Source organism: Rhodococcus sp. K11/5 (assembly GCF_055193735.1).
In genome coordinates this window covers 4246660-4266716 of record NZ_CM143721.1, presented here as the reverse complement: position 1 = coordinate 4266716, position 20057 = coordinate 4246660, and the positions used below count along the sequence as shown (strand labels likewise).

Below are 20057 nucleotides of genomic sequence, written 5' to 3'. Positions count from 1 at the left end.
GAATTCATGACCGCGCTCACCGATGTCGACCTCACCCACCTGCGCCGCTGCGTCGATCTCGCCCGCGAGGCCGTGGACGCGGGAGACGAGCCGTTCGGCTCACTGCTGACGAGCGCGGACGGGGACGTGCTGTTCGAGGATCGCAATCGGGTGTCCGGCGGCGACCGCACCCGGCACCCCGAGCTGACGATCGTGGAGTGGGCGGTGCGCTCGCTCGATGCCGAGCAACGCGCGAGTGCCACGGTGTACACCTCCGGCGAGCACTGCCCCATGTGTTCGGCGGCGCACGCCTGGGTGGGGCTGGGAACCATCGTCTACGCATCGAGCAGTGACCAGCTCGCGCAGTGGCACCGCGAGTGGGGAGTGCAACCGGGACCGGTTGCGCCGCTGCCGATCTCGACGATCGCGCCGGGGGTCGAGCTCCGTGGACCGGCACCCGAGTTCGCCGACGAGCTGAGGCTCCTGCATCGACGGGTCGCCGAGCGCGACTGATCCGCACCCCGTGCAGTCCGTCCGCACCGGTTGCAGCATGCGGTGAGCGGTGCGGACGACGGCACCGTGTGCGGATCGCCCGGTCGAGCGCTCCCGGGTATCGCACAGGTCGTCCCCGGGTGCGCCCCGGGTGGCGGTGGTTGTGTGGGGTTCACGCACGCAGCTCGTGCCGAACCGATCCAGGAGGAATCCCGTGAACAGCCACCGCCACAACGCATCCGACGAAGTCCACGAACACGATCGTGGCCTCGCCCACGACATGGGGACCATGTTCTCCCGGCGCCGAGCGTTGTTCGTGTTCGGGGCGGCCGGTGCGTCGGTCCTCGCGGCGTGTTCGACCAGCGCGGGGACCGCCGCCTCCACCGCCACCGCCACCACCGCAGCCGCCGACTCGGCGACCGCCGAGGCCGTTTCGGGCACCTGCGTCACCGCCATTCCGCAGGAGACGGCAGGGCCGTACCCCGGCGACGGCACGAACGGGCCGAACGTGTTGATCGAGTCGGGCATCGTCCGTCAGGACATCACCACCAGCTTCGGTGCGTATTCCGGTGTGGCGGAGGGGGTTCCCACGACGATCGAACTCTCGTTGCAGGACCTGACGGCGAACTGCACCCCCGGCACCGGCATGGCCGTCTACCTGTGGCATTGCGATCGTGACGGCGAGTACTCCCTCTACAGCGACACCATCGCCGAGGAGAACTACCTGCGCGGCGTGCAGGTCGCGGACGCGGACGGCCGGGTGTCGTTCACGTCGATCTTTCCCGCGTGCTACGCCGGTCGGTGGCCGCACATCCACTTCGAGGTGTTCGACAGCCTCGAGGCGGCGGTGTCCGGATCCGACGCGCGGCTGACCTCCCAGATCGCGGTCCCGCAGGACGCGTGCGAATCGGTGTTCGCATACGACACCGGATACTCGCGCAGCGTCGGCAACCTCTCGCAGGTGTCGCTGGCATCCGACAACGTGTTCGGTGACGGCTGGGACGCCGAATTGGCCACCGTCACCGGTGATCCCGCGTCCGGTATGGCGCTGACCATCACCGTCGGCGTGGCCGCGAAGTCCGAGAACACCGCCTCGGCGCCCGCGGGTGGCACGGGAGGCGAGCCGCCGGCCGGGGGCATGGGTGGGCCGCCGCCCCGCAGCAACCAGTCTCCCGGCAATCAGTCCCCGGCAACCGGTCCCCGCTGACTAGTCCCCGGCAACCGGTGCATCCGGAAACTGTTCCACCCGGACCGTGACGATGGTGTTGCGCCCGTTTCGCTTGGCGTCGTACAGGGCGTGATCGGCCGAGATCAAGAGGTTCGACACCGAGTCCGGAATGGAACGGGTCCAGGCGATCCCGATGCTCACGGTCGTGGTGCGTTCGGAGAGTACGTGCAGCCGTTCGTGATCGCGGCGAATACGGGAGGCCACCTGTTCGGCGTCGACGCCGTCGGACAGGGGAAGGAACACGGCGAATTCCTCGCCCCCGATGCGGCCCGCGATGGCGTCGTCGGGCAACGCGTCCAGAATGCACGCGGCGCTGCGGACGAGGGCGATGTCACCGACGGCGTGTCCCAGGGTGTCGTTGATGGTCTTGAAGTGGTCGAGGTCGAGCATCATGAGCGCGATGCTGGTGTCCGCGCCGGACAGGTCGTCGAGATGTTGTTGGCTGCGTCGCATGAACGCCGAACGGGACAGCGTGCCGGTGAGACCGTCGAACTCGACGGCAGCGCGCAACCGGTTCTGCACGGTCGCGCGGTCTCTGGTGACCGCGGCGACGAGGAGAGGACCGAGCGCGAGCAACGCCACGGACAGCGTCGTCGCGGATCCGCCGTACGCGTCGGTGGTGATGCCACCCGCCGTGTTGGTGCCGGCGTGGCCGACCACCACCAGGGTCCATCCGGCCCAGATCGCGGTCAGCGCGGTGGTTCCGGCCATGGGCACCTTCGTCGCGCACCACAACAGCGCCGGTAGCGGGAGCGCCAGCAGCAAGGGGCCCCGGATCACCATGGCGGCGGACATCGCCAGCAACGCGGCGACGATCGGGATTCCGAACTCCGTGACCTCGCGCGGTAGCGACCGGTCGCGGCGTCGCGGCAGGGTCGGCGCCCGGAACGGGGAGAGCAGGACGGGCAGGACGATCAGGTAGCTCGTGGCTTCGGACCCGAACCAGTCGAGCGCCATCACCACCGGACCGGCGCCGTGGAGGTACGTGAGAATCACCGCCTTGGTGGTCGACAGCACGGACGCCACCGCCACCATCGCGGAGATCCGGCCGAGAGCACGCGACCCGGTGAGCCGCAGTGGACACCACCGCAGTCGGCGCGCGACGAGCGCCGCTCCGGTGACGCCGACGATGTTGGCGACGTTGAACGCGAGGGTGGTGGCCGTGTCCGTGCCGGACAGCAGATCCGCGCCGACGTAGGCGAGGAAGCAGAGTACGAGAGCGGGTACGGAGAAGAGCCGGGGCCAGCGGACGAACACTCCGAGCAGCACCGCGTTGGCGAGCCAGAGAGAGGCGGAGAGTCCGGGAGGTCGGGTATGCACCCCGACGAGGGCGGTGAGGAACACCACCAGAGCGAGACCGATGACGCGGACCGTGGCCGACTGATCGACGAGCGACCGAAACGGCGGCATGGGGTCCTTCGCGTGTCCGGGGCGCTGGAGGAAGTGGCGCTGTGACTTGTCAGTCGTATTCGGTTGGGTCGTTGTTACGACGACAAGTATCACCCGGGCGCGCGGTGTGGTGAGTCGAACGGTCCACTCGGCGCGAGTGGACCGCCCCGGGCACGGGGCACAGCGACGAGGATTGCTCCCATGTCATGGTCGAACCTGCGCGGACGCGCTCTGCCCCGCCGTCTGCTCGCGCTCTACGTGGGTCTGCTGCTGTACGGGTTCTCGATGGCGACGATGATCGTCGCCGGCCTCGGGTTGAACCCCTGGGACGTCTTCCACCAGGGTGTTCTGCAGCACGTGGCGTGGAGTTTCGGCACGGTCACCGCGGTCACGGGCGCGGCCGTCCTGCTGATGTGGATTCCGCTGCGACAACGGCCGGGGCTGGGCACCGTCTCGAACGTGGTGATCGTTGCCGTCGCGGTCGACCTCGGACTGGCGGTGCTGCCCGAGCTGCACGGTTACCCGCTGCGGGTCGGCGCCCTGATCGGCGGCGTCGTGCTCAACGGCTTCGCGACCGCGCTCTACATCTCGGCCGGACTCGGACCCGGCCCCCGCGACGGGCTGATGACCGGAATCGTCGCCCGTACGGGGTGGTCCGTGCGGCTGGTGCGGACGGGAATCGAGGCGTCCGTCCTGGCCGGTGGGTGGGTGCTCGGCGGAACCGTCGGCGTCGGGACGGTTCTCTACGCCGTGGCCATCGGACCGCTGGCGCAGCTCTTCATGCGTCTGCTGCCGCCGTTGGTCCCGACGCCGCCCGCTCTGCCTCAGTCCTCCGGGACGATGTCGGTGCCGGTCCCGAGGATGCCCACGGATACGCCGTAGGGCAGGAACCGCACCTTACGGGCGGGATCGACGTTGTCACGGTGTGCACGCAGCGCATCGAGCTCGGTCGCGAAGACCTGATCCACGCTCGCGGAACCATCGTCGGACACCGTGTAGACGACCCACACGCCGTCGCCCTTCTGGCCGGTGGTCTCCGGCTCGGGAGCCGGAGTGGGGGCTTGCTTGCTCATGGCTTCGCCGAAGAGTCCCGCCCACGGGGCCGCCGCACCGGACTGGCCGGACTTCTTCATCGCCTGGCCGAACATCTCGCGCAGACCCTCGCCGGCTTCACGCGCCACACGCTCGAAGTCCTCGGGATCGAATCCGAATTGGTTGTTGCCGCTCATGCGAGGTACCTCCGTAGTGAATTGCGCTCCTGTTCGAAAAAGAACGTCCTTGTCAGGAGAGAACGTCCGGGACGTCGTCTCCGTTCCCGTCGGCGTGCAGGGACTCCGGGAACAGCCGGTCCGGGTAGCGGTAGTCGCATCCCAGATCCGTGATCGGGGCGCTTCCCCAGTTGTCCCGCAACCACGTCACGCAGATGTCCGCGATCAGCGACGCGTCCCGGCTGAGGAGATAACCGTCGGTGCAGTCGTCGAAGTGAGCGTCGGTGAACCACCGGTCCAGTCCGACCCCGGACGCCGAGTGATTCTCGAGCAGAAGATGGCCCAGTTCGGTACGTGACCGGCGCACCAGCAGCACGCCGTCACCGAGGACGTGGACCTGGGCGCAGATGGTTTCCTCGTCGAGATCGGTGGGATCTTCGAGGAGGTCCTCGATCTCGTCGTCGTCACCGCCGACGGCGAAGGGATGAGCTCCCAGATCCAACACGAAGCCGGGCGGTTTTCCCGCCAGCGCTTCGGCGATCCACACGGCGAGGTGGTCCCAGCTGGACACGTTCGGGGAGAGCGAGTCGGTCACGGTCGCCTCCCGTTTCGGATGCGCACGGACCGATCTTACCGCCCGACGGCAGTGACCCGGGGTGCGCGGGGGCGGGTATGGGTGGACCGGGCGCCGATCGGGTAGGCAGAGGGAGTAAATCCAATCCACGCACATATCTCGAGGAGTCACTCAAGATGACCAACCTGCTTTTCGTGGTCACCGCGGCCGATCACTGGACGCTGTCCGACGGCACCGAGCACCCCACCGGATTCTGGGCGGAGGAACTCGTCGCGTCCCACCGCACCTTCGCCGAGGCCGGCTGGAACATCACGGTCGCGACGCCGGGCGGTGCCGCGCCCACCGTCGACCAGGGCTCGCTGGCCGTGGAGGCCAACGGCGGCGACGAGAAGACGGTCACCGAGCTCAAGGACTACCTCGCCAAGATCGGTACGGTCCTCTCGGCGCCGGAGAAGCTCGAGAACCAGAAGGTCGACGACTTCGACGCGGTCTTCGTCCCCGGTGGTCACGGCCCCATGGAGGACCTCGCGGTTTCTCGGGTCTTCGGCAGTCTGGTGACGGAGTTCCTCGACGCCGGCAAGGCCGTCTCGGCCGTGTGCCACGCACCCGCCGCGCTGCTCTCGGCCAAGCGCGACGACGGTTCGTGGCCCTTCGCCGGCTACGAGCTGACGGGCTTCACCAACGAGGAGGAAGAGCAGGCCGGGCTCGCCGAGAAGGCGCCGTGGCTGCTCGAGACCCGTTTGCGCGAGGGCGGCGCCACCTTCACCTCCGGCGAAGCCTGGGCGCCGAAGATCGTCGTCGACCGCACCGTCTATACCGGCCAGAACCCGGCGTCGACGGCGCCGCTGGCGAAGAAGCTGGTCGAAGCCCTGTCCTGACGACCGTCAGCGCAGAAGGGCTGCCGCGTCGGCCGCGAGGTCGAGGATCGGCTGCGGAAACACCCCCAGAACCACGGTGACCACGGTGGCGACACCGATGGTCACCGTGGTTCCTGCGCTCGCGGGTCCCACCCGAGCGGAGTTCGGGGCGTCGTCCGTGAAGAACATGATGACGACGACCCGCACGTAGAACGACGCGGCGACGGCGCTGCTCAGCACACCCACGATCACCAGCGGCGCCGCCCCGCCCTCCAGGGCCGCCTGGAACACTGCGAATTTGCTGGTGAACCCGCTGGTCAGCGGAATTCCGGCAAAGGCGAGAAGAAACAGCGCGAACGACGTCGCCACGAGCGGTGATCGGCGTCCGATCCCGGCCCACCGCGAGAGCTCGGTGACCTCGCCGTCGGCATCGCGGACGAGCGCGAGGACCGCGAAGGCTCCGAGCGTGCTGAACGCGTACGCCGCGAGATAGAACAGGACGGCCGCGACGCCCGCGTCGTTCGCCGCGACGATCCCGGTGAGGATGAAGCCGGCGTGGGCCACGGACGAGTAGGCCAGCATTCGTTTGACGTCGGTCTGGGTCACGGCCACCACGGCACCGACCACCATCGTCGCGAGCGCGATCACCATGAGCATCGGTCGCCACTCGTCCTGCAGCGACGGCACGGCGACGGTGAAGATGCGCAGAAGCGCCCCGAACGCCGCGACCTTGGTGGCCGACGCCATGAACGCGGTGACCGGGGTCGGAGCGCCCTGATAGACGTCGGGGGTCCAGGCGTGGAACGGCACCGCACCGACCTTGAACAGCAGGCCCACGGCGATCAGTCCGGTGCCGAGCACCGCGAGCGTGCGGTCGGCGGCCGGATCCGCAGCGGCCTCGGCGATACCGCCGAACTCGACCGTGCCGGCGAAACCGTAGAGCAGCGCCGTGCCGAAGAGGAAGAACGCGGACGAGAACGCCCCCAGCAGGAAATACTTGAGCGACGCCTCCTGCGACAGGAGCCGGCGGCGGCGGGCCAGGCCGCACAGCAGATAGAGCGGCAGGGACAGCACCTCCAGTGCGACGAACATGGTCAACAGATCGTTCGACGCCGGAAAGAGCATCATGCCGCCGACGGCGAACATGGCCAGGGGATAGATCTCGGTGCGTGTGACCTGCGCGGCACGTGCCTCGGCGACGCTCCCCGGAACGGTGGAGGCCTGGGGGGTGAAGGCGTCGACGTGGGAACTCGACCCGGACTCGGCGGACCGCTGGGCCATCAGCAGCACCGACGCGATCGAGACGAGCAGGATCACGCCCTGCAGGAACAGGGCGGGGCCGTCGATCACCACCGATCCGGCCACCGCGATCGACGAGGTACCCGCGAGCAGCACCACCGCGATCAGCGCGGCGACCATCGACCCGATGCTCAGCACGAGGTGCGCCGTGCGACGCGCGGCTGCCGGGGCGAAGGACTCGACCAGGACGCCCACCACCGCGGCGGCGAGCACGATGATCATCGGAGCGAGCAGCGAGAACTCGATGGACGGGGGTGCGAGCGTGGTCATGGTCGGGCCTCCCCGTACGAGATCTGTTCGACGACAGTGCGATCGACGGCGGGCGTGATCATGTCCAGCGCCGGTCTCGGGTAGATGCCGAGAACGACGATCAGCACGAGCAGCGGCGTGAGCACCGCGACCTCCCGCGGGACCAGGTCACGGATCCGCTCGTTGTCCGGCGCGACCGGCCCGGTCATGACGCGTTGATACAGCCACAGGATGTAGATCGCGGACAGCACGAGGGCGGAGGCGGCGATCACGGCGGCGACGCCGTACCGCTCGAATGTTCCGATCAGGACGAGGAATTCGCTGACGAACGGAGCGAGCCCGGGAAGCGAGAGCGTGGCCAGACCGGCGACGAGGAACGTGCCGGCGAGGACCGGGGCCACCTTCTGGACTCCACCGAAGTCGACGATCGCCGCGCTGCCGCGGCGCGAGACGAGGAATCCGGCGACCAGGAACAGTGCGGCCGTGGCGATTCCGTGGTTCACCATGTACAGAGCCGATCCCGCCTGCGACTGGCTGGTCATCGCGAAGATGCCCAGGATGATGAAGCCGAAGTGCGAGATCGAGGTGTAGGCGATCAGCCGCATCACGTCGGTGGACCCGATGGCGAGCACGGCCCCGTACACGATTCCCGTGACCGCGAGGGCGATGATCCACGGCGCGAACGTCGCCGAGGCTTCCGGGAAGAGCTGCAGGCAGTACCGCAGCATGCCGAACGTGCCGACCTTGTCCACCACGGCCATCATCAACACCGCCGTGGTGGGAGTGCTGGACACCGCCGCACCCGGCAGCCAGGTGTGCAGCGGCCAGAGCGGCGCCTTGACGGCGAACGCGACGAAGAAGCCGAGGAAGAGCAGGTTCTGCACGGTCGGGGACATCCCGAGATCAACGGCGTCCGTGATGGCGCGGATGTCGAAGGTTCCGGCGCCGAGGGAACTCACCGCGGTGACCACGAACAACCCGATCACCGCGGCGAGCATGATCAGGCCGCCCACCAGGTTGTAGAGCAGGAACTTCACCGCGGCACTCGATCGGTCGCGGTGCGTGCCGAAGCCCCCGATGAGGAAGTACATCGGGATCAACATGGCCTCGAAGAAGAGGTAGAACAGCAGGATGTCGAGCGAGACGAAGGAGACCAGGACCATCGACTCGACCACCAGGATCAGAGCGACGTAGGTGTGCGGGCGACGCGACGGCGTGGTGCTGTCGGTGTCGCGCCACCCCGCGACCAGAAGAATCGGCACGAGGACGGTCGTGAGCAGGATCAGGGCCAGGGCGATCCCGTCGATGCCCAGGGTGTACCCCGCGCCGAACGTCGGTATCCAGGAGGCGGATTCGACGAACTGGTACCCGTCGACACCCCCACCCGCGACGTCGAAGCTCAGGGCCACGGCGACGGCCACCACGAGGACGGCGAGCGAGACCACGACGCCGGCGACCCGGGCGGCGCCGGCGCGAGTGGGCGGCACGATCATGATCGCGATCGCGCCGACCAGGGGCAGCAACCACAGTGCGGTGAGAACCGGCAGGGTGTTCACGAAAGCCGAACCGTTCACAGGATCACCACCGTCATCGCGGCGATCACCAGGACCGCGCCCGCGAACATCGACAGGGCGTAGGAGCGGACGAAGCCGTTCTGCCACAATCGTGTTCGGCCCGACGCGCCGCGCACCGTCGATGCCACCGCACCCACCGCGCCGTCGACGGCCACCCGGTCGATGTCCACGACCGCAGTGGTGACGCGTTGCCCCGGCCGCATGAAGACTGCCTCGTTCACCGCGTCGCCGTAGAGGTCCGCACGAGCGGCACGGGTGAGGGCGGAGCCGGCCGGCGCGTCCAGGGGGACCTCGCGGCGCCCGTACTGCCGGACGGCGACGCCCACTCCGATCGCGACCACGGAGAGCACGATGGCGGTCACCGCCCACACCGGGATCACGTGTCGAGCCTCGTGTTCGCCCACGACCGGAGCCAGCCAACCCTCCAGGCGAGAGCCGATCGCGAGAAGTGCTCCGGCCCCGACGGATCCGACCGCGAGCACCACCATCGGGACGGTCATCGTGGCGGGGGACTCGTGGGGGTGCACGTCGTCGCGCCACCGGCGGGGACCGAAGAAGGTCAGGGCCATGACACGGGTCATGTAGTAGGCGGTGAGGCCGGCGCCGAGGATCGTGGCCGTTCCGAGAACCACTCCCGTCACCCCACCGGCGTCGAGAGCGGCCTCGATGATCGAGTCCTTGGAGTAGAAGCCCGCGAACGGCGGAACCCCGATGATGGCCAGGTAGCCCAGGCCGAACGTGACGAACGTGACCGGCATGACCGTGCGGAGTCCGCCGTAGCGGCGCATGTCCGTCTCGTCGTTCATGCCGTGCATCACCGATCCGGCGCCGAGGAACAGTCCGGCCTTGAAGAATCCGTGGGTGAGCAGATGCATGATCGCGAATGCGTACCCGGCGGGCCCGAGGCCGGCGGCGAGCACCATGTACCCGATCTGACTCATCGTGGACGCGGCGAGAGCCTTCTTGATGTCGTCCTTGGCGCAACCGATCACGGCTCCGAACAGCAGGGTGACGGCGCCGACAGTCACCACCAGGAGCTGGGCCGTCGGGGACGCCTCGAACACCGGCCCCGACCGGACGATGAGGTAGACCCCCGCGGTCACCATGGTGGCGGCATGGATGAGAGCCGAGACGGGAGTGGGTCCTTCCATCGCGTCGCCCAACCACGACTGCAACGGGACCTGCGCGGACTTGCCGCAGGCGGCGAGCAGGAGCATCAGGCCCAGAGCGGTCGCGGCGCCGTCGGACAGGGTGCCGACACCGGCGAACACGTCGTCGTAGGAGACGGAACCGACCGTGGCGAACATGATCATCATCGCGACGGCGAGCCCGATGTCTCCGACGCGATTGACCACGAACGCTTTTCGGGCCGCCGTGGCGGCAGCGGGCTTCGCCGACCAGAACCCGATGAGCAGGTACGACGCGAGCCCGACGCCCTCCCATCCGACGTAGAGACCGAGGAAGTTGTCGGCCAGGACGAGCAGGAGCATGGCCGCGACGAAAAGATTGAGGTACGCGAAGAACCGTCGACGATTCGGATCGTCCTTCATGTAACCGAGGGAGTAGACGTGGATCAGCGCGCCCACGCCGGCGATCAGCAGGACGAAGCACACGGACAGTTGGTCCAGGCGCAGGCCGAAGTCCACGTCGAGGGCGTCCACGGGCACCCACCGGAAGAGCGAGGTGCTCACGGCGCGGTCGGCGTCGGTGCGGCCGGCCATGCTCACGAACGCGGCGACCGCGAGAGCGAAGGAGCCGATGACCGTCGCGCACGCCAGCAGATGTCCCCACGGGTCGGTGCGTCGACCACCGAGGAGCAACAGTAATGCGCCGAGCAGCGGAAGTGCCGGTAGCAGAACGAGAGTCGTGGTCATGTCAGTACTTCAGGAGGTTGTCGTCGTCCACGGACACCGAGCGCCGTGATCGGAAGATGGCCATGATGATCGCGAGCCCCACCACCACCTCGGCGGCGGCCACGACCATCGTGAAGAACGCGAAGACCTGACCGTCGAGGTTGCCGTGCATGCGAGAGAACGTCACGAACGCGAGGTTGGTGGCGTTGAGCATCAGCTCGATGCACATGAAGACGACGATCGCGTTGCGTCGCAACAGCACACCGGCGGCGCCGATGGTGAAGAGGAGAGCGGCGAGGTACAGGTAGTTCTCCGGGTTCACCGCCCGTCCTCCCGCTCGGATACGTCCTCGTCGTCGGTCTCGGTGCGAAAGGCGCGGCTGACGGACAGTTCCGACGACGATCCGTCGGGAAGGAGGGCCCGCTGGTCGACGCCGTTGTGCCGGGCGAAGACACCGGGACTGGGAAGCGGGGTGACGCGCGCGCCGACCCGGAACCGGTCCTGCGACATCTCTTTCTGCGTGCGGGTTCGCCCGACGTCGTCACGGTGGGTCAACACCATCGCCCCGATCGTGGCGGTGATGAGCAGCGCACCGGTCAGCTGGAAGGCCCAGACGTAGCGGAGGAAGATCAGCTCGGCGATTCCCTCGACGTTGGCCCCGGCGACATCGGCCGTGAACCCCTGGAAGTCCGACAGCGACGCGTTGCCCAGGCCGCCGACGAGCAGGAGGCCGAACCCCAGTCCCACCACCGCGGCCGCGATGCGGTGTCCGGTCAACGATTCGGTGAGCGAATCGGAGGAATCGACACCGACCAGCATGAGGACGAACAGGAACAGCATCATGACGGCGCCGGTGTAGACCACGATCTGCACCACCCCGAGGAACACCGCTCCCTGCACCATGTAGAACACGGCGAGCATGATCATCGTGGAGGCGAGGAACAGGGCCGAATACACCGCTTTCGCCGACGCCACCACCCCCAGTGCCGCGATCACCGTGAGCGGAGCCAGGATCCAGAACGTGACGGCCTCGCCCGTGGTGGTCGCGGTGATCACGGCGTCGCTCCGGTGACGGTGCCGCGGTAGTAGTCCTCGTCCGTGGTGCCCTCGGCCATCGCGTGCGGGGGTGCGTGCATCCCGGTCTGCAGCTCGGCCAGGAGATCGTGCTTCTCGTAGATGAGATCGGCGCGGTTGTCGTCGGCCATCTCGTACTCGTTGGTCATGGTCAGGGCGCGCGTGGGGCAGGCTTCGATGCACAGTCCGCAGCCGATGCACCGCAGGTAGTTGATCTGGTAGACCCGGCCGTAACGCTCACCGGGAGAATACCGTTCGGTCTCCGTGTTGTCCGCTCCCTCGACGTAGATGGCGTCGGCGGGACAGGCCCACGCGCAGAGCTCGCACCCGATGCACTTCTCGAGTCCGTCCGCATACCGATTGAGCTGGTGGCGTCCGTGGTACCGCGTGGCCGTCGGCTTCTTCTCCTCCGGATAGGACTCGGTCTCCGGTTTCTTGAGCATCGTCGAGAACGTGACACCGAATCCGGCGATGGGTCCGAGGAACTCAGGCATGGGAACGCTCCTTGTCGGTGGCGCGGCGCGGCGGCATCGGGGGCACGGGGAATCCGCCGGCCGTGCCGCCCGGTTCGGGGGTCGGACCGTCGGGCTCGGGAACGGCCGCCGACGTGCGATCGAGTCGACTGCGCCGCAACAGAATCTTGAGGATCGCGACCAGTGCCGCGGTGTACAGCAGCGACGCGGCGACCGTGACGACGTTCAGGTTCGGCGAATCGGCGACGACGATGCGGACCGCGGCGATCACCATGATCCACAGCAGCGCCGCGGGAATGAGGACCTTCCAACCCAGATTCATGAACTGGTCGTAGCGCAGCCGCGGGAGGGTGCTGCGCAGCCACACGAAGACGAACAGGAATCCCCAGACCTTGACGGTGAACCAGAGCACGGGCCACCAGCCCTCGTTCGCGCCCTCCCACAGGCTGATCGGGAACGGTGCGCGCCATCCGCCGAGGAACAGGGTGGTCGCGAGGGCGGAGACGGTGACCATGTTGACGTACTCGGCGAGCATGAACATCGCGAAGCGCAGAGACGAGTACTCGGTGTGGAAGCCGCCGACGAGTTCGCCCTCGGCTTCGGGCAGGTCGAACGGCGCGCGGTTGGTCTCGCCGACCATGGAGACCACGTACACCAGGAACGACGGCAGCAGCATGGCCACGTACCAGAGGCGCTCCTGACCGCTCACGATTCCGGAGGTGGACATGGTGCCCGCGTAGAGGAAGACCGCCGCGAAACTGAGCCCCATCGCCACCTCGTACGAGATGACCTGCGCCGTCGAACGGAGTGCGCCCAGAAGCGGATACGTCGAACCCGATGACCAGCCGGCGAGCACGATGCCGTACACCCCGATCGACGTGACGGCCAGGATGTAGAGCACGGCCACCGGGAAGTCGGTGAGCTGCAACGGGGTGACCGTTCCGAAGATCGAGACCTCGGGACCGAACGGAATCACCGCGAAAGCCATGAACGCGGGCACCACCGAGATGATCGGTGCGAGCAGAAAGATCGGGCGGTCCACGCCCTTGGGGATGATGCCTTCCTTGAGCGCGAGCTTGATGCCGTCGGCGACGCTCTGCAGCATGCCCCACGGGCCGACCCGGTTCGGTCCTATGCGCATCTGCATCCACGCCATGACCTTTCGCTCGGCGTAGATCGCGACGAGCGGGGTGAGGACCAGGAATCCGAAGACGGCGAGCGCCTTGCCGAGCACCAACCACCAGGGGTCGACGCCGAACGCGGACAGGTCGGTCATCGCGGCGCTCCCGGTTCGAGGCGCACGGTCGACCCCAGCGGGACGCGGAGGTCGCGGTAGAGCTGCGACCCCGGCGAGTTCAGAGGAACCCACACGACGCGGTCGGGCATCTCGGTGATCACCAGCGGCAGAATGATGCGGCCGTGCTCGGACGACACGCGCACCTCGCCGCCGTCGACCGCCCCGATCTCCGCCGCGGTGGCCGCCGACAATCGGACGACGGGTCGGCGCGCGGTACCGGCGAGGGCGGGTTCGCCGTCCTGCAGGCGCCCGGAGTCGAGGAGCAGGCGCCACCCGGTGAGGACGGCGTGGCCGGCGTCGGGGGCACCCTGATGTCGCGAGACGGACCGAGGGTGCCCCTCACTCGGTGGGGTGCTGGAGTCAGGGGCACCCTGATGTCGCGAGACGGACCGAGGGTGCCCCTCACTCGGGGACGCGAGCGCCGCCATCTCCGCGCGCACGGTGGCCGCGTCGGGAACGCCGAGCGGTACGCCCATCTCGCGTGCCAACGCGTCGAGCACGCGGTGGTCGGGCATGACGGCGGGCACCGCGAACGCGGCATCGAAGGTGCGGGCGCGGCCTTCCCAATCGACGAAGGTGCCCGCCTTCTCGGCCACGGTGGCCACCGGGAACACCACGTCCGCACGCTCGGTCACCGCATTCGGTCGCTGCTCGAGGCTCACGACGAAGGCGGCGCGGTCGATGCGGTCGAGGATCGCGCGGGGATCGGGATGGTCGTCGGGGTCGACGCCCGCGATCACCAGGGCACCCGGATCCGCCGTGTCCCGGCCCGCGGCCGCCGGAAGATCCGGGACGTTCCACCGCGCGGCGACCTCGCGTCGGGCCTGCTCGTCGTCGACCGACCGTCCCCCCGGCAGCAGGGTCGGCAGCGCGCCGGCGTCGAGCGCACCCCGATCGCCGGCTCGACGCGGAATCCACGCCAGCCCGGCGCCGGTGGCGTCGGCGAGGCGGGCGACGGCGTCGAGAGTGCCCGGCGAGACCGCCGCACGCTCCCCCACCAGAATCACGGCGCCGTCGGCCCTCAAGCGCTCGTCGTCGTGGAGACCGTCGAGCGCTGCCGGTTCGGTTCCCGGCGCGACGCTGATGACGGAGGCACCCATCTTGCGCGACCCGGACGACGCGAAGGGGGCGATCGTGAGGACCGAGGTGTTACCGGCGCGCACGGCTTTGCGCAGACGGAGGAACACGATGGGACATTCGTCCTCGGGTTCGAGCGCGACCAGCAGGACGACGGGTGCCGATTCCAGGGCCGCATAGGTGACCCCGAGGCCGGATCCCGCGACGCGTCGGGTGAGGAACTCCGTTTCCTCGACCGAGTGGGCCCGAGATCGGAAGTCGATGTCGTTGCTGTGCAGCACCATTCGGGCGAACTTCTGATACGTGTAGGCGTCCTCGACCGTGAGTCGCCCCCCGATCGACACGCCGGCCCGGCCGCGCGCGGCCGCAAGACCACGCGCGGCGACCGCGAGCGCCTCGGACCAGGAGGCGGGGACCAGCGCCCCGGCGTCGTCGCGGATCAGCGGAGTGGTGAGTCGGTCGGGGAGCGTGCCGTAGGCGAACGCCCAGCGCCCCTTGTCGCAGTTCCATTCCTCGTTGACGTCCGGATCGTCACCGGCCAACCGGCGCAACACTTTTCCGCGCCGGTGGTCCGTCCGCTGGGCGCATCCGGCGGCGCAGTGCTCGCACGCGCTGGGGGTGGACACCAGATCGAACGGCCGGGCCCGGAATCGATAGGCGGTGTTGGTGAGCGCGCCGACGGGGCAGATCTGCACGGTGTTGCCGGAGAAGTAGGACTCGAAGGGTTCCGCCCCGTAGATCCCCACCTGCTGCAGCGCTCCACGTTCGAGCAGGTCGATGAACGGGTCGCCCGCGATCTGTTCCGAGAACCGAGTGCAGCGGGCACACAGCACGCATCGCTCCCGGTCGAGCAGCACCTCCGTGGACAGCGGAATGGGTTTGGGGTAGGTACGTTTCGTCTCGCCGAAGCGCGATTCGGTGCGACCGGTGGACATCGCCTGGTTCTGGAGCGGGCACTCGCCGCCCTTGTCGCAGACCGGGCAGTCGAGCGGGTGGTTGATCAACAGTAGTTCCATGACACCGCGCTGGGCCTTCTCGGCGATCTCCGACGTGGCCTGCGTCCGTACCACCATGTCTTCGGTGACCGTGGTGGTGCAGGAAGCCAGCGGTTTGCGCTGACCCTCGACGTCGACGAGGCACTGCCGGCACGCGCCGACCGGCGCGAGCAGGGGGTGGTCGCAGAACCGGGGGATCTGGACACCGATGGTCTCCGCAGCGCGAATCACCAACGTGCCCTTGGGAACCGTGATCCGGGCGCCGTCGATGGTCAGGGACACTTCGGAGGGCGTATCGGCGCTCATGCGAACTCCCCGGCCATGAGGGTGGACAGGTGCGGATCGAACGGGCAACCGGCCTGTTCGACGTGCGCGACGTACTCGTCGCGGAAGTGCGCGATCGACGAGACGATGGGGCTCGCCGCGCCGTCGCCGAGCGCGCAGAAACTCTTGCCGAGGATGCTGTCGGCGACGTCGAGAAGTTTCTGCAGATCGTCCGGCGTTCCCGTGCCCTCCTCGAGGCGGGCGAGAATCTGCACCAACCAGTACGTGCCCTCGCGGCAGGGTGTGCACTTGCCACAGGACTCGTGCGCGTAGAACTCGCTCCAGCGCAACACCGCTCGCACGACGCACGTGGTCTCGTCGAAGATCTGCAGGGCCTTGGTACCCAGCATGGATCCCGCCGCGGCGACACCCTCGTAGTCCAACGGGACGTCGAGGTGTTCGTCGGTGAACAGCGGAGTGGACGAGCCGCCGGGTGTCCAGAACTTCAGCCGATGGCCGGCTCGGACGCCGGCCGCCAGATCGAGCAACTCGCGCAACGTGATTCCCAGGGGCGCCTCGTACTGACCGGGGGTGGTGACGTGACCGGACAGCGAGTACAGGGTGAAGCCGGGTGACTTCTCCGAGCCCATCGAGCGAAACCACTCGATGCCGTGGGCCAGGACGGACGGGACGCTCGCGATGGATTCGACGTTGTTCACCACCGTCGGGCTCGCGTACAGGCCGGCCACCGCGGGAAAGGGCGGCCGCAGCCGGGGCTGACCGCGGCGCCCTTCCAGCGAGTCGAGCAATGCGGTCTCCTCGCCGCTGATGTACGCGCCGGCACCGGCGTGGATCACCAGATCCAGATCGAATCCGGACCCGCCGATGTCGCGGCCGAGGAGGCCCGCCGCGTAGGCCTCCGCCACCGCCGCGTGCAGTCGTCGCAGCACCGGCACCACCTCACCGCGCAGGTAGACGAACGCATGCGACGATCGGATGGCGTACGCGGCGATGATGATCCCCTCGACCAGGGCATGCGGTGTCGCCATCAGCAGCGGCATGTCCTTGCACGTACCGGGCTCGGACTCGTCGGCGTTGACCACCAGGTAGTGCGGCACGCTCTGATCGGCCGGAGTCGATCCGTCCTGCGGAATGAAGCTCCACTTCATGCCCGTGGGAAAGCCCGCTCCCCCACGTCCGCGCAGACCGGCATCCTTCACCAGGGCGATGACCGCGTCGGGCTCCATGGTCAGCGCGGTCCGCAGACCGTCGTACCCGCCGTGGCGTCGATACGTGTCGAGGGTCCACGACTGCGGTTCGTCCCAGTAGCGGCTGAGAACCGGGGTGAGACCGGTCATTCGGATGCCTTCCCGTCGGGTCCCGCACCGGGCACGTCCTGGTCCGGCGCAGGCGCCGGCTTGTCGGGGGTGGAGTCGGTGGGAGGTGGATCCTCGTGTGGCTGTGGCTGTGGCTGTGGCTGTGGCTGTGGCTGCGACCGTGCCGGTGTCTCGGGCGCCGCCATGCCCTCCCGACGAGCGATACGCAGTCCCGCGAGAGTCGCTTCGCCGGGCCCGGACGCCGTCACCGTGTCCGGACGGGGATCGGGAAAACCGGCCAGGATGCGGGAGGTCTCGCGAAAGCTGCGCAGCGGAGCACCACGGGTGGGGGTGACGGTGGCGCCGGACCTGAGCTCGTCGACCAGCGTGCGTGCGGATTCGGGCGTCTGGTGATCGAAGAATTCCCAATCGACCATCACCACGGGTGCGTAGTCGCAGGCCGCGTTGCACTCGATGTGTTCGAGCGTGATCGTCCCGTCCTCGGTGGTTCCCGTCACGCCGAGGTGCTCGATCAGTGCCTCGTACACGGCGTCTCCGCCCATCACCGCGCAGAGCGTGTTCGTGCAGACACCCACCAGGTGGTCGCCGGTGGGTTCGCGTCGGTACATCGAGTAGAACGTGGCCACGGCCGCGACCTCGGCGCCCGTGAGATCGAGAGTGTGCGAACAGAAGTCGATCGCGGCGGGGGTGAGGTACCCGTCCTCGGCCTGCAGGAGATGCAGGAGGGGGAGAATGGCGGAGCGCGGACGAGGGTAGCGAGCGACGATCGTGGCGGCGTCGGCGGTGAGCCGAGCGAGGACGTCCGCCGGGTAGGTGCGACGCGCGCCCGGTTGCACGAGTTGCACCTTCTCCTCGGGGCGAGGACCGAAGAGATCGTCGGTGGCGACGAAGACCGGGTCGGTGCTCATCGGTCCACCCCACCCATCACCGGATCGATGCTCGCGACGGCGGCGATCACGTCCGAGACCATGCCGCCCTCGCACATGGCCGCGACGGCCTGGAGATTCGTGAACGACGGGTCTCGAAAATGCACGCGGTAGGGCCGAGATCCACCGTCGGACACCAGGTGGACCCCGAGTTCACCGCGCGGCGATTCCACCGCGACGTACACCTGGCCGGCCGGGACCTTCATGCCCTCGGTGACCAGTTTGAAGTGATGGATCAACGACTCCATCGACCCGTCCATGATCTTCTGCACGTGCTCCGGCGAGTTGCCCAGGCCGTCGGGTCCACTGAGAAGGTCCGCGGGCCAGGCGATCTTGCGGTCGTCGACCATGACCGGTCCGGGCCGTAGCCGGTCGAGGCACTGTTCGACGATCTTGAGGGACTCCTTCATCTCGTCGACTCGGATGAGATAGCGCCCGTAGCAATCGGACTCCGACTCGGTGACGACGTCGAACTCGTAGTTCTCGTATCCGCAGTACGGCTCGGACCGTCGTACGTCGTGGGGAAGACCGGTCGCCCGCAGCACGGGGCCGGTGATGCCGAGGGCCATGCAGCCGGTCAGATCGAGAAAGCCGATTCCGCGGGTCCGAGCTCGCCAGATGGGGTTGTCGTCCAACATCTTCGACATGTCCTGCAGTCGGCCCGGCAGGACCTTCAGCAACTCGCGGATCTTGTCCTCCGCTCCGTCGGGCAGATCGGCCGCGAGTCCGCCGGGGCGGATGAACGCATGATTCATGCGCAGGCCGGTGATTTCCTCGAAGATGTCGAGGACGAGTTCGCGTTCGCGGAAACCGAACAGCATGGCGGTGACGGCCCCGAGCTCCATGCCGCCGGTGGCCAGGGCGACCAGGTGCGACGAGATGCGATTGAGTTCCATCAGCAGAACGCGGATCACCGTCGCCCGCTCGGGGACGTCGTCGGTGATGTCGAGCAATTTCTCCACACCCAGGCAGTACGCCGCTTCGTTGAAGAACGGCGAGAGGTAGTCCATGCGGGTCACGTAGGTGACGCCCTGCGTCCAGTTGCGGTACTCGAGGTTCTTCTCGATCCCGGTGTGCAGGTATCCGATTCCACACCGTGCCTCGGTGACGGTCTCCCCCTCGATCTCGAGGATGAGCCGGAGAACCCCGTGTGTGGACGGGTGCTGAGGTCCCATGTTGACCACGATGCGTTCTTCGCCGGCGCTCGAGGCGGCGTCGACGATCTCGTCCCAGTCCTGACCGCCGGCGACGTAGACGGTGCTGTCGGTGGTCATCAGTGGTACGACCTTCGCTGATCGGGAGGCGGAATGTGGGCGCCCTTGAATTCGACCGGGATGCCGCCGAGCGGGTAGTCCTTGCGTTGGGGGTGGCCGGTCCAGTCGTCCGGCATCGCGATGCGGGTGAGCGACGGGTGCCCGTCGAACACGATGCCGAAGAAGTCGTAGGTCTCGCGTTCGTGCCAGTCGGTGGTGGGATAGATGCCACACAGCGAGGGAATGTGCGGATCACTGTCCGGCACCGACACTTCGAGACGAAGGCGCCGACCGTGGGTGATGGACTGGAAGTGATGGACCGCGTGCAGTTCGCGGCCGTGGTGGTCCGGGAAGTGGACGCCGTTCACGCCGAGACACAGCTCGAAACGTAGATCCTCCCGGTCGCGGAGAGCGCGCGCGACGTCGAGCAGGTGCGTGCGTGCGACGTGCAGGGTCAGTTCACCCCGATGGACGACGGCGCGCTCGATCGCGTCGTCCCAGCGGTGTCCGGCGTCGGCGAGTGCGGATTCGAGTGCGTCGGCGACGGTGTCGAAGTAACCGCCGTAGGGACGAGATGCGCTGTCCGGCAGCGGGGTGGGTGCAACCAGCCGTCCGTATCCGGAGGTGTCGCCGCTGCCGCGAACGCCGAACATGCCACG

Annotated in this window: 18 protein-coding genes and 1 pseudogene; 4 read left to right on the top strand and 15 right to left on the bottom strand. The window is 68.1% G+C overall.

What is annotated here, in order from left to right; genetic code table 11:
* Positions 1-6 precede the first annotated feature (6 nt).
* Positions 7-492 carry a nucleoside deaminase gene (locus ACY466_RS19900; protein ID WP_463248404.1) on the top strand — a complete coding sequence of 162 codons (486 nt, stop codon included), beginning with the start codon at positions 7-9 and terminating at the stop codon, positions 490-492.
* Between the two features lie 259 nt (positions 493-751).
* A complete protein-coding gene (locus ACY466_RS19895; RefSeq protein ID WP_463252379.1) occupies positions 752-1678 on the top strand; it encodes a dioxygenase family protein in 927 nt (308 codons plus the stop codon).
* On the opposite strand, the gene ACY466_RS19890 is transcribed toward ACY466_RS19895, so the two are convergent.
* Positions 1679-3109: a GGDEF domain-containing protein gene (locus ACY466_RS19890; RefSeq protein ID WP_463248402.1), complete on the bottom strand. Its 1431-nt coding sequence runs from the start codon at positions 3107-3109 to the stop codon at positions 1679-1681. It lies immediately after the preceding gene.
* A 180-nt stretch (positions 3110-3289) separates the two neighbouring features.
* Here ACY466_RS19890 and yczE point away from each other — a divergent pair, with 180 nt between their 5' ends.
* On the top strand, positions 3290-3970 hold the full coding sequence (gene yczE / locus ACY466_RS19885; RefSeq protein ID WP_463248399.1) for a membrane protein YczE: 681 nt from the start codon (positions 3290-3292) through the stop codon (positions 3968-3970).
* Here the strand turns inward: yczE and ACY466_RS19880 are convergent.
* Both ACY466_RS19880 and ACY466_RS19875 read right to left on the bottom strand, forming a co-directional pair.
* Positions 3913-4317 carry a hypothetical protein gene (locus tag ACY466_RS19880; protein WP_463248396.1) on the bottom strand — a complete coding sequence of 135 codons (405 nt, stop codon included), beginning with the start codon at positions 4315-4317 and terminating at the stop codon, positions 3913-3915. The genes yczE and ACY466_RS19880 overlap by 58 nt on opposite strands.
* A 52-nt stretch (positions 4318-4369) precedes the next feature.
* On the bottom strand, positions 4370-4891 hold the full coding sequence (locus tag ACY466_RS19875; RefSeq protein WP_463248393.1) for a hypothetical protein: 522 nt from the start codon (positions 4889-4891) through the stop codon (positions 4370-4372).
* 155 nt (positions 4892-5046) lie between these two features.
* On the opposite strand from ACY466_RS19875, the gene ACY466_RS19870 reads away from it, so the two are divergent.
* Positions 5047-5748: a type 1 glutamine amidotransferase domain-containing protein gene (locus tag ACY466_RS19870; RefSeq protein WP_463248391.1), complete on the top strand. Its 702-nt coding sequence runs from the start codon at positions 5047-5049 to the stop codon at positions 5746-5748.
* A 6-nt stretch (positions 5749-5754) separates the two neighbouring features.
* Here the strand turns inward: ACY466_RS19870 and nuoN are convergent, their stop codons facing one another.
* From nuoN to ACY466_RS19810, 12 genes and pseudogenes are all read right to left on the bottom strand, one after another.
* On the bottom strand, positions 5755-7296 hold the full coding sequence (gene nuoN, locus ACY466_RS19865) for an NADH-quinone oxidoreductase subunit NuoN (protein ID WP_463248389.1): 1542 nt from the start codon (positions 7294-7296) through the stop codon (positions 5755-5757).
* Entirely contained in the window at positions 7293-8831 is a 1539-nt protein-coding gene (locus ACY466_RS19860; RefSeq protein WP_463248386.1) for an NADH-quinone oxidoreductase subunit M, read from the bottom strand. The genes nuoN and ACY466_RS19860 overlap by 4 nt, the downstream gene beginning before the upstream one ends.
* 14 nt (positions 8832-8845) lie before the next feature.
* Positions 8846-10723 (bottom strand): NADH-quinone oxidoreductase subunit L, encoded by a 1878-nt coding sequence (gene nuoL, locus ACY466_RS19855; RefSeq protein WP_463248383.1) that lies wholly within the window; start codon positions 10721-10723, stop codon positions 8846-8848.
* Position 10724: 1 nt separating this feature from the next.
* Positions 10725-11024, bottom strand: a complete 300-nt coding sequence (gene nuoK, locus ACY466_RS19850) for an NADH-quinone oxidoreductase subunit NuoK (protein ID WP_463248380.1) — start codon at positions 11022-11024, stop codon at positions 10725-10727.
* Positions 11021-11758, bottom strand: a complete 738-nt coding sequence (locus ACY466_RS19845; protein ID WP_463248376.1) for an NADH-quinone oxidoreductase subunit J — start codon at positions 11756-11758, stop codon at positions 11021-11023. Before ACY466_RS19845 ends, nuoK begins: the two co-directional genes overlap by 4 nt.
* A complete protein-coding gene (gene nuoI, locus ACY466_RS19840) occupies positions 11755-12270 on the bottom strand; it encodes an NADH-quinone oxidoreductase subunit NuoI (protein ID WP_463248373.1) in 516 nt (171 codons plus the stop codon). The genes ACY466_RS19845 and nuoI overlap by 4 nt, the downstream gene beginning before the upstream one ends.
* Positions 12263-13525, bottom strand: a complete 1263-nt coding sequence (gene nuoH / locus ACY466_RS19835) for an NADH-quinone oxidoreductase subunit NuoH (RefSeq protein ID WP_463248369.1) — start codon at positions 13523-13525, stop codon at positions 12263-12265. The genes nuoI and nuoH overlap by 8 nt, the downstream gene beginning before the upstream one ends.
* A complete protein-coding gene (locus ACY466_RS19830) occupies positions 13522-15924 on the bottom strand; it encodes an NADH-quinone oxidoreductase subunit G (RefSeq protein WP_463248365.1) in 2403 nt (800 codons plus the stop codon). The genes nuoH and ACY466_RS19830 overlap by 4 nt, the downstream gene beginning before the upstream one ends.
* On the bottom strand, positions 15921-17240 hold the full coding sequence (nuoF, locus tag ACY466_RS19825; protein WP_463248361.1) for an NADH-quinone oxidoreductase subunit NuoF: 1320 nt from the start codon (positions 17238-17240) through the stop codon (positions 15921-15923). Before nuoF ends, ACY466_RS19830 begins: the two co-directional genes overlap by 4 nt.
* The gene (gene nuoE / locus ACY466_RS19820; RefSeq protein ID WP_463248357.1) at positions 17237-18127 is read right to left on the bottom strand and encodes an NADH-quinone oxidoreductase subunit NuoE; all 891 of its coding nucleotides are present in this window, start codon (positions 18125-18127) and stop codon (positions 17237-17239) included. Before nuoE ends, nuoF begins: the two co-directional genes overlap by 4 nt.
* Positions 18124-19419, bottom strand: a complete 1296-nt coding sequence (gene nuoD / locus ACY466_RS19815; protein WP_463248353.1) for an NADH dehydrogenase (quinone) subunit D — start codon at positions 19417-19419, stop codon at positions 18124-18126. The genes nuoE and nuoD overlap by 4 nt, the downstream gene beginning before the upstream one ends.
* Positions 19419-20057: pseudogene (locus tag ACY466_RS19810) on the bottom strand (NADH-quinone oxidoreductase subunit C); the annotation flags it as partial. The pseudogene ACY466_RS19810 and the gene nuoD, both read right to left, overlap by 1 nt.

Coding starts and splice junctions, on each gene's coding strand:
- ACY466_RS19900 (WP_463248404.1), top strand. CDS start 7: ATGACCGCGCTCACCGATGTCGACCTCACCCACCTGCGCCGCTGCGTC.
- ACY466_RS19895 (WP_463252379.1), top strand. CDS start 752: ATGGGGACCATGTTCTCCCGGCGCCGAGCGTTGTTCGTGTTCGGGGCG.
- ACY466_RS19890 (WP_463248402.1), bottom strand. CDS start 3,109: ATGCCGCCGTTTCGGTCGCTCGTCGATCAGTCGGCCACGGTCCGCGTC.
- yczE (WP_463248399.1), top strand. CDS start 3,290: ATGTCATGGTCGAACCTGCGCGGACGCGCTCTGCCCCGCCGTCTGCTC.
- ACY466_RS19880 (WP_463248396.1), bottom strand. CDS start 4,317: ATGAGCGGCAACAACCAATTCGGATTCGATCCCGAGGACTTCGAGCGT.
- ACY466_RS19870 (WP_463248391.1), top strand. CDS start 5,047: ATGACCAACCTGCTTTTCGTGGTCACCGCGGCCGATCACTGGACGCTG.
- nuoN (WP_463248389.1), bottom strand. CDS start 7,296: ATGACCACGCTCGCACCCCCGTCCATCGAGTTCTCGCTGCTCGCTCCG.
- nuoL (WP_463248383.1), bottom strand. CDS start 10,723: ATGACCACGACTCTCGTTCTGCTACCGGCACTTCCGCTGCTCGGCGCA.
- nuoI (WP_463248373.1), bottom strand. CDS start 12,270: ATGCCTGAGTTCCTCGGACCCATCGCCGGATTCGGTGTCACGTTCTCG.
- nuoH (WP_463248369.1), bottom strand. CDS start 13,525: ATGACCGACCTGTCCGCGTTCGGCGTCGACCCCTGGTGGTTGGTGCTC.
- ACY466_RS19830 (WP_463248365.1), bottom strand. CDS start 15,924: ATGAGCGCCGATACGCCCTCCGAAGTGTCCCTGACCATCGACGGCGCC.
- nuoF (WP_463248361.1), bottom strand. CDS start 17,240: ATGACCGGTCTCACCCCGGTTCTCAGCCGCTACTGGGACGAACCGCAG.
- nuoE (WP_463248357.1), bottom strand. CDS start 18,127: ATGAGCACCGACCCGGTCTTCGTCGCCACCGACGATCTCTTCGGTCCT.
- nuoD (WP_463248353.1), bottom strand. CDS start 19,419: ATGACCACCGACAGCACCGTCTACGTCGCCGGCGGTCAGGACTGGGAC.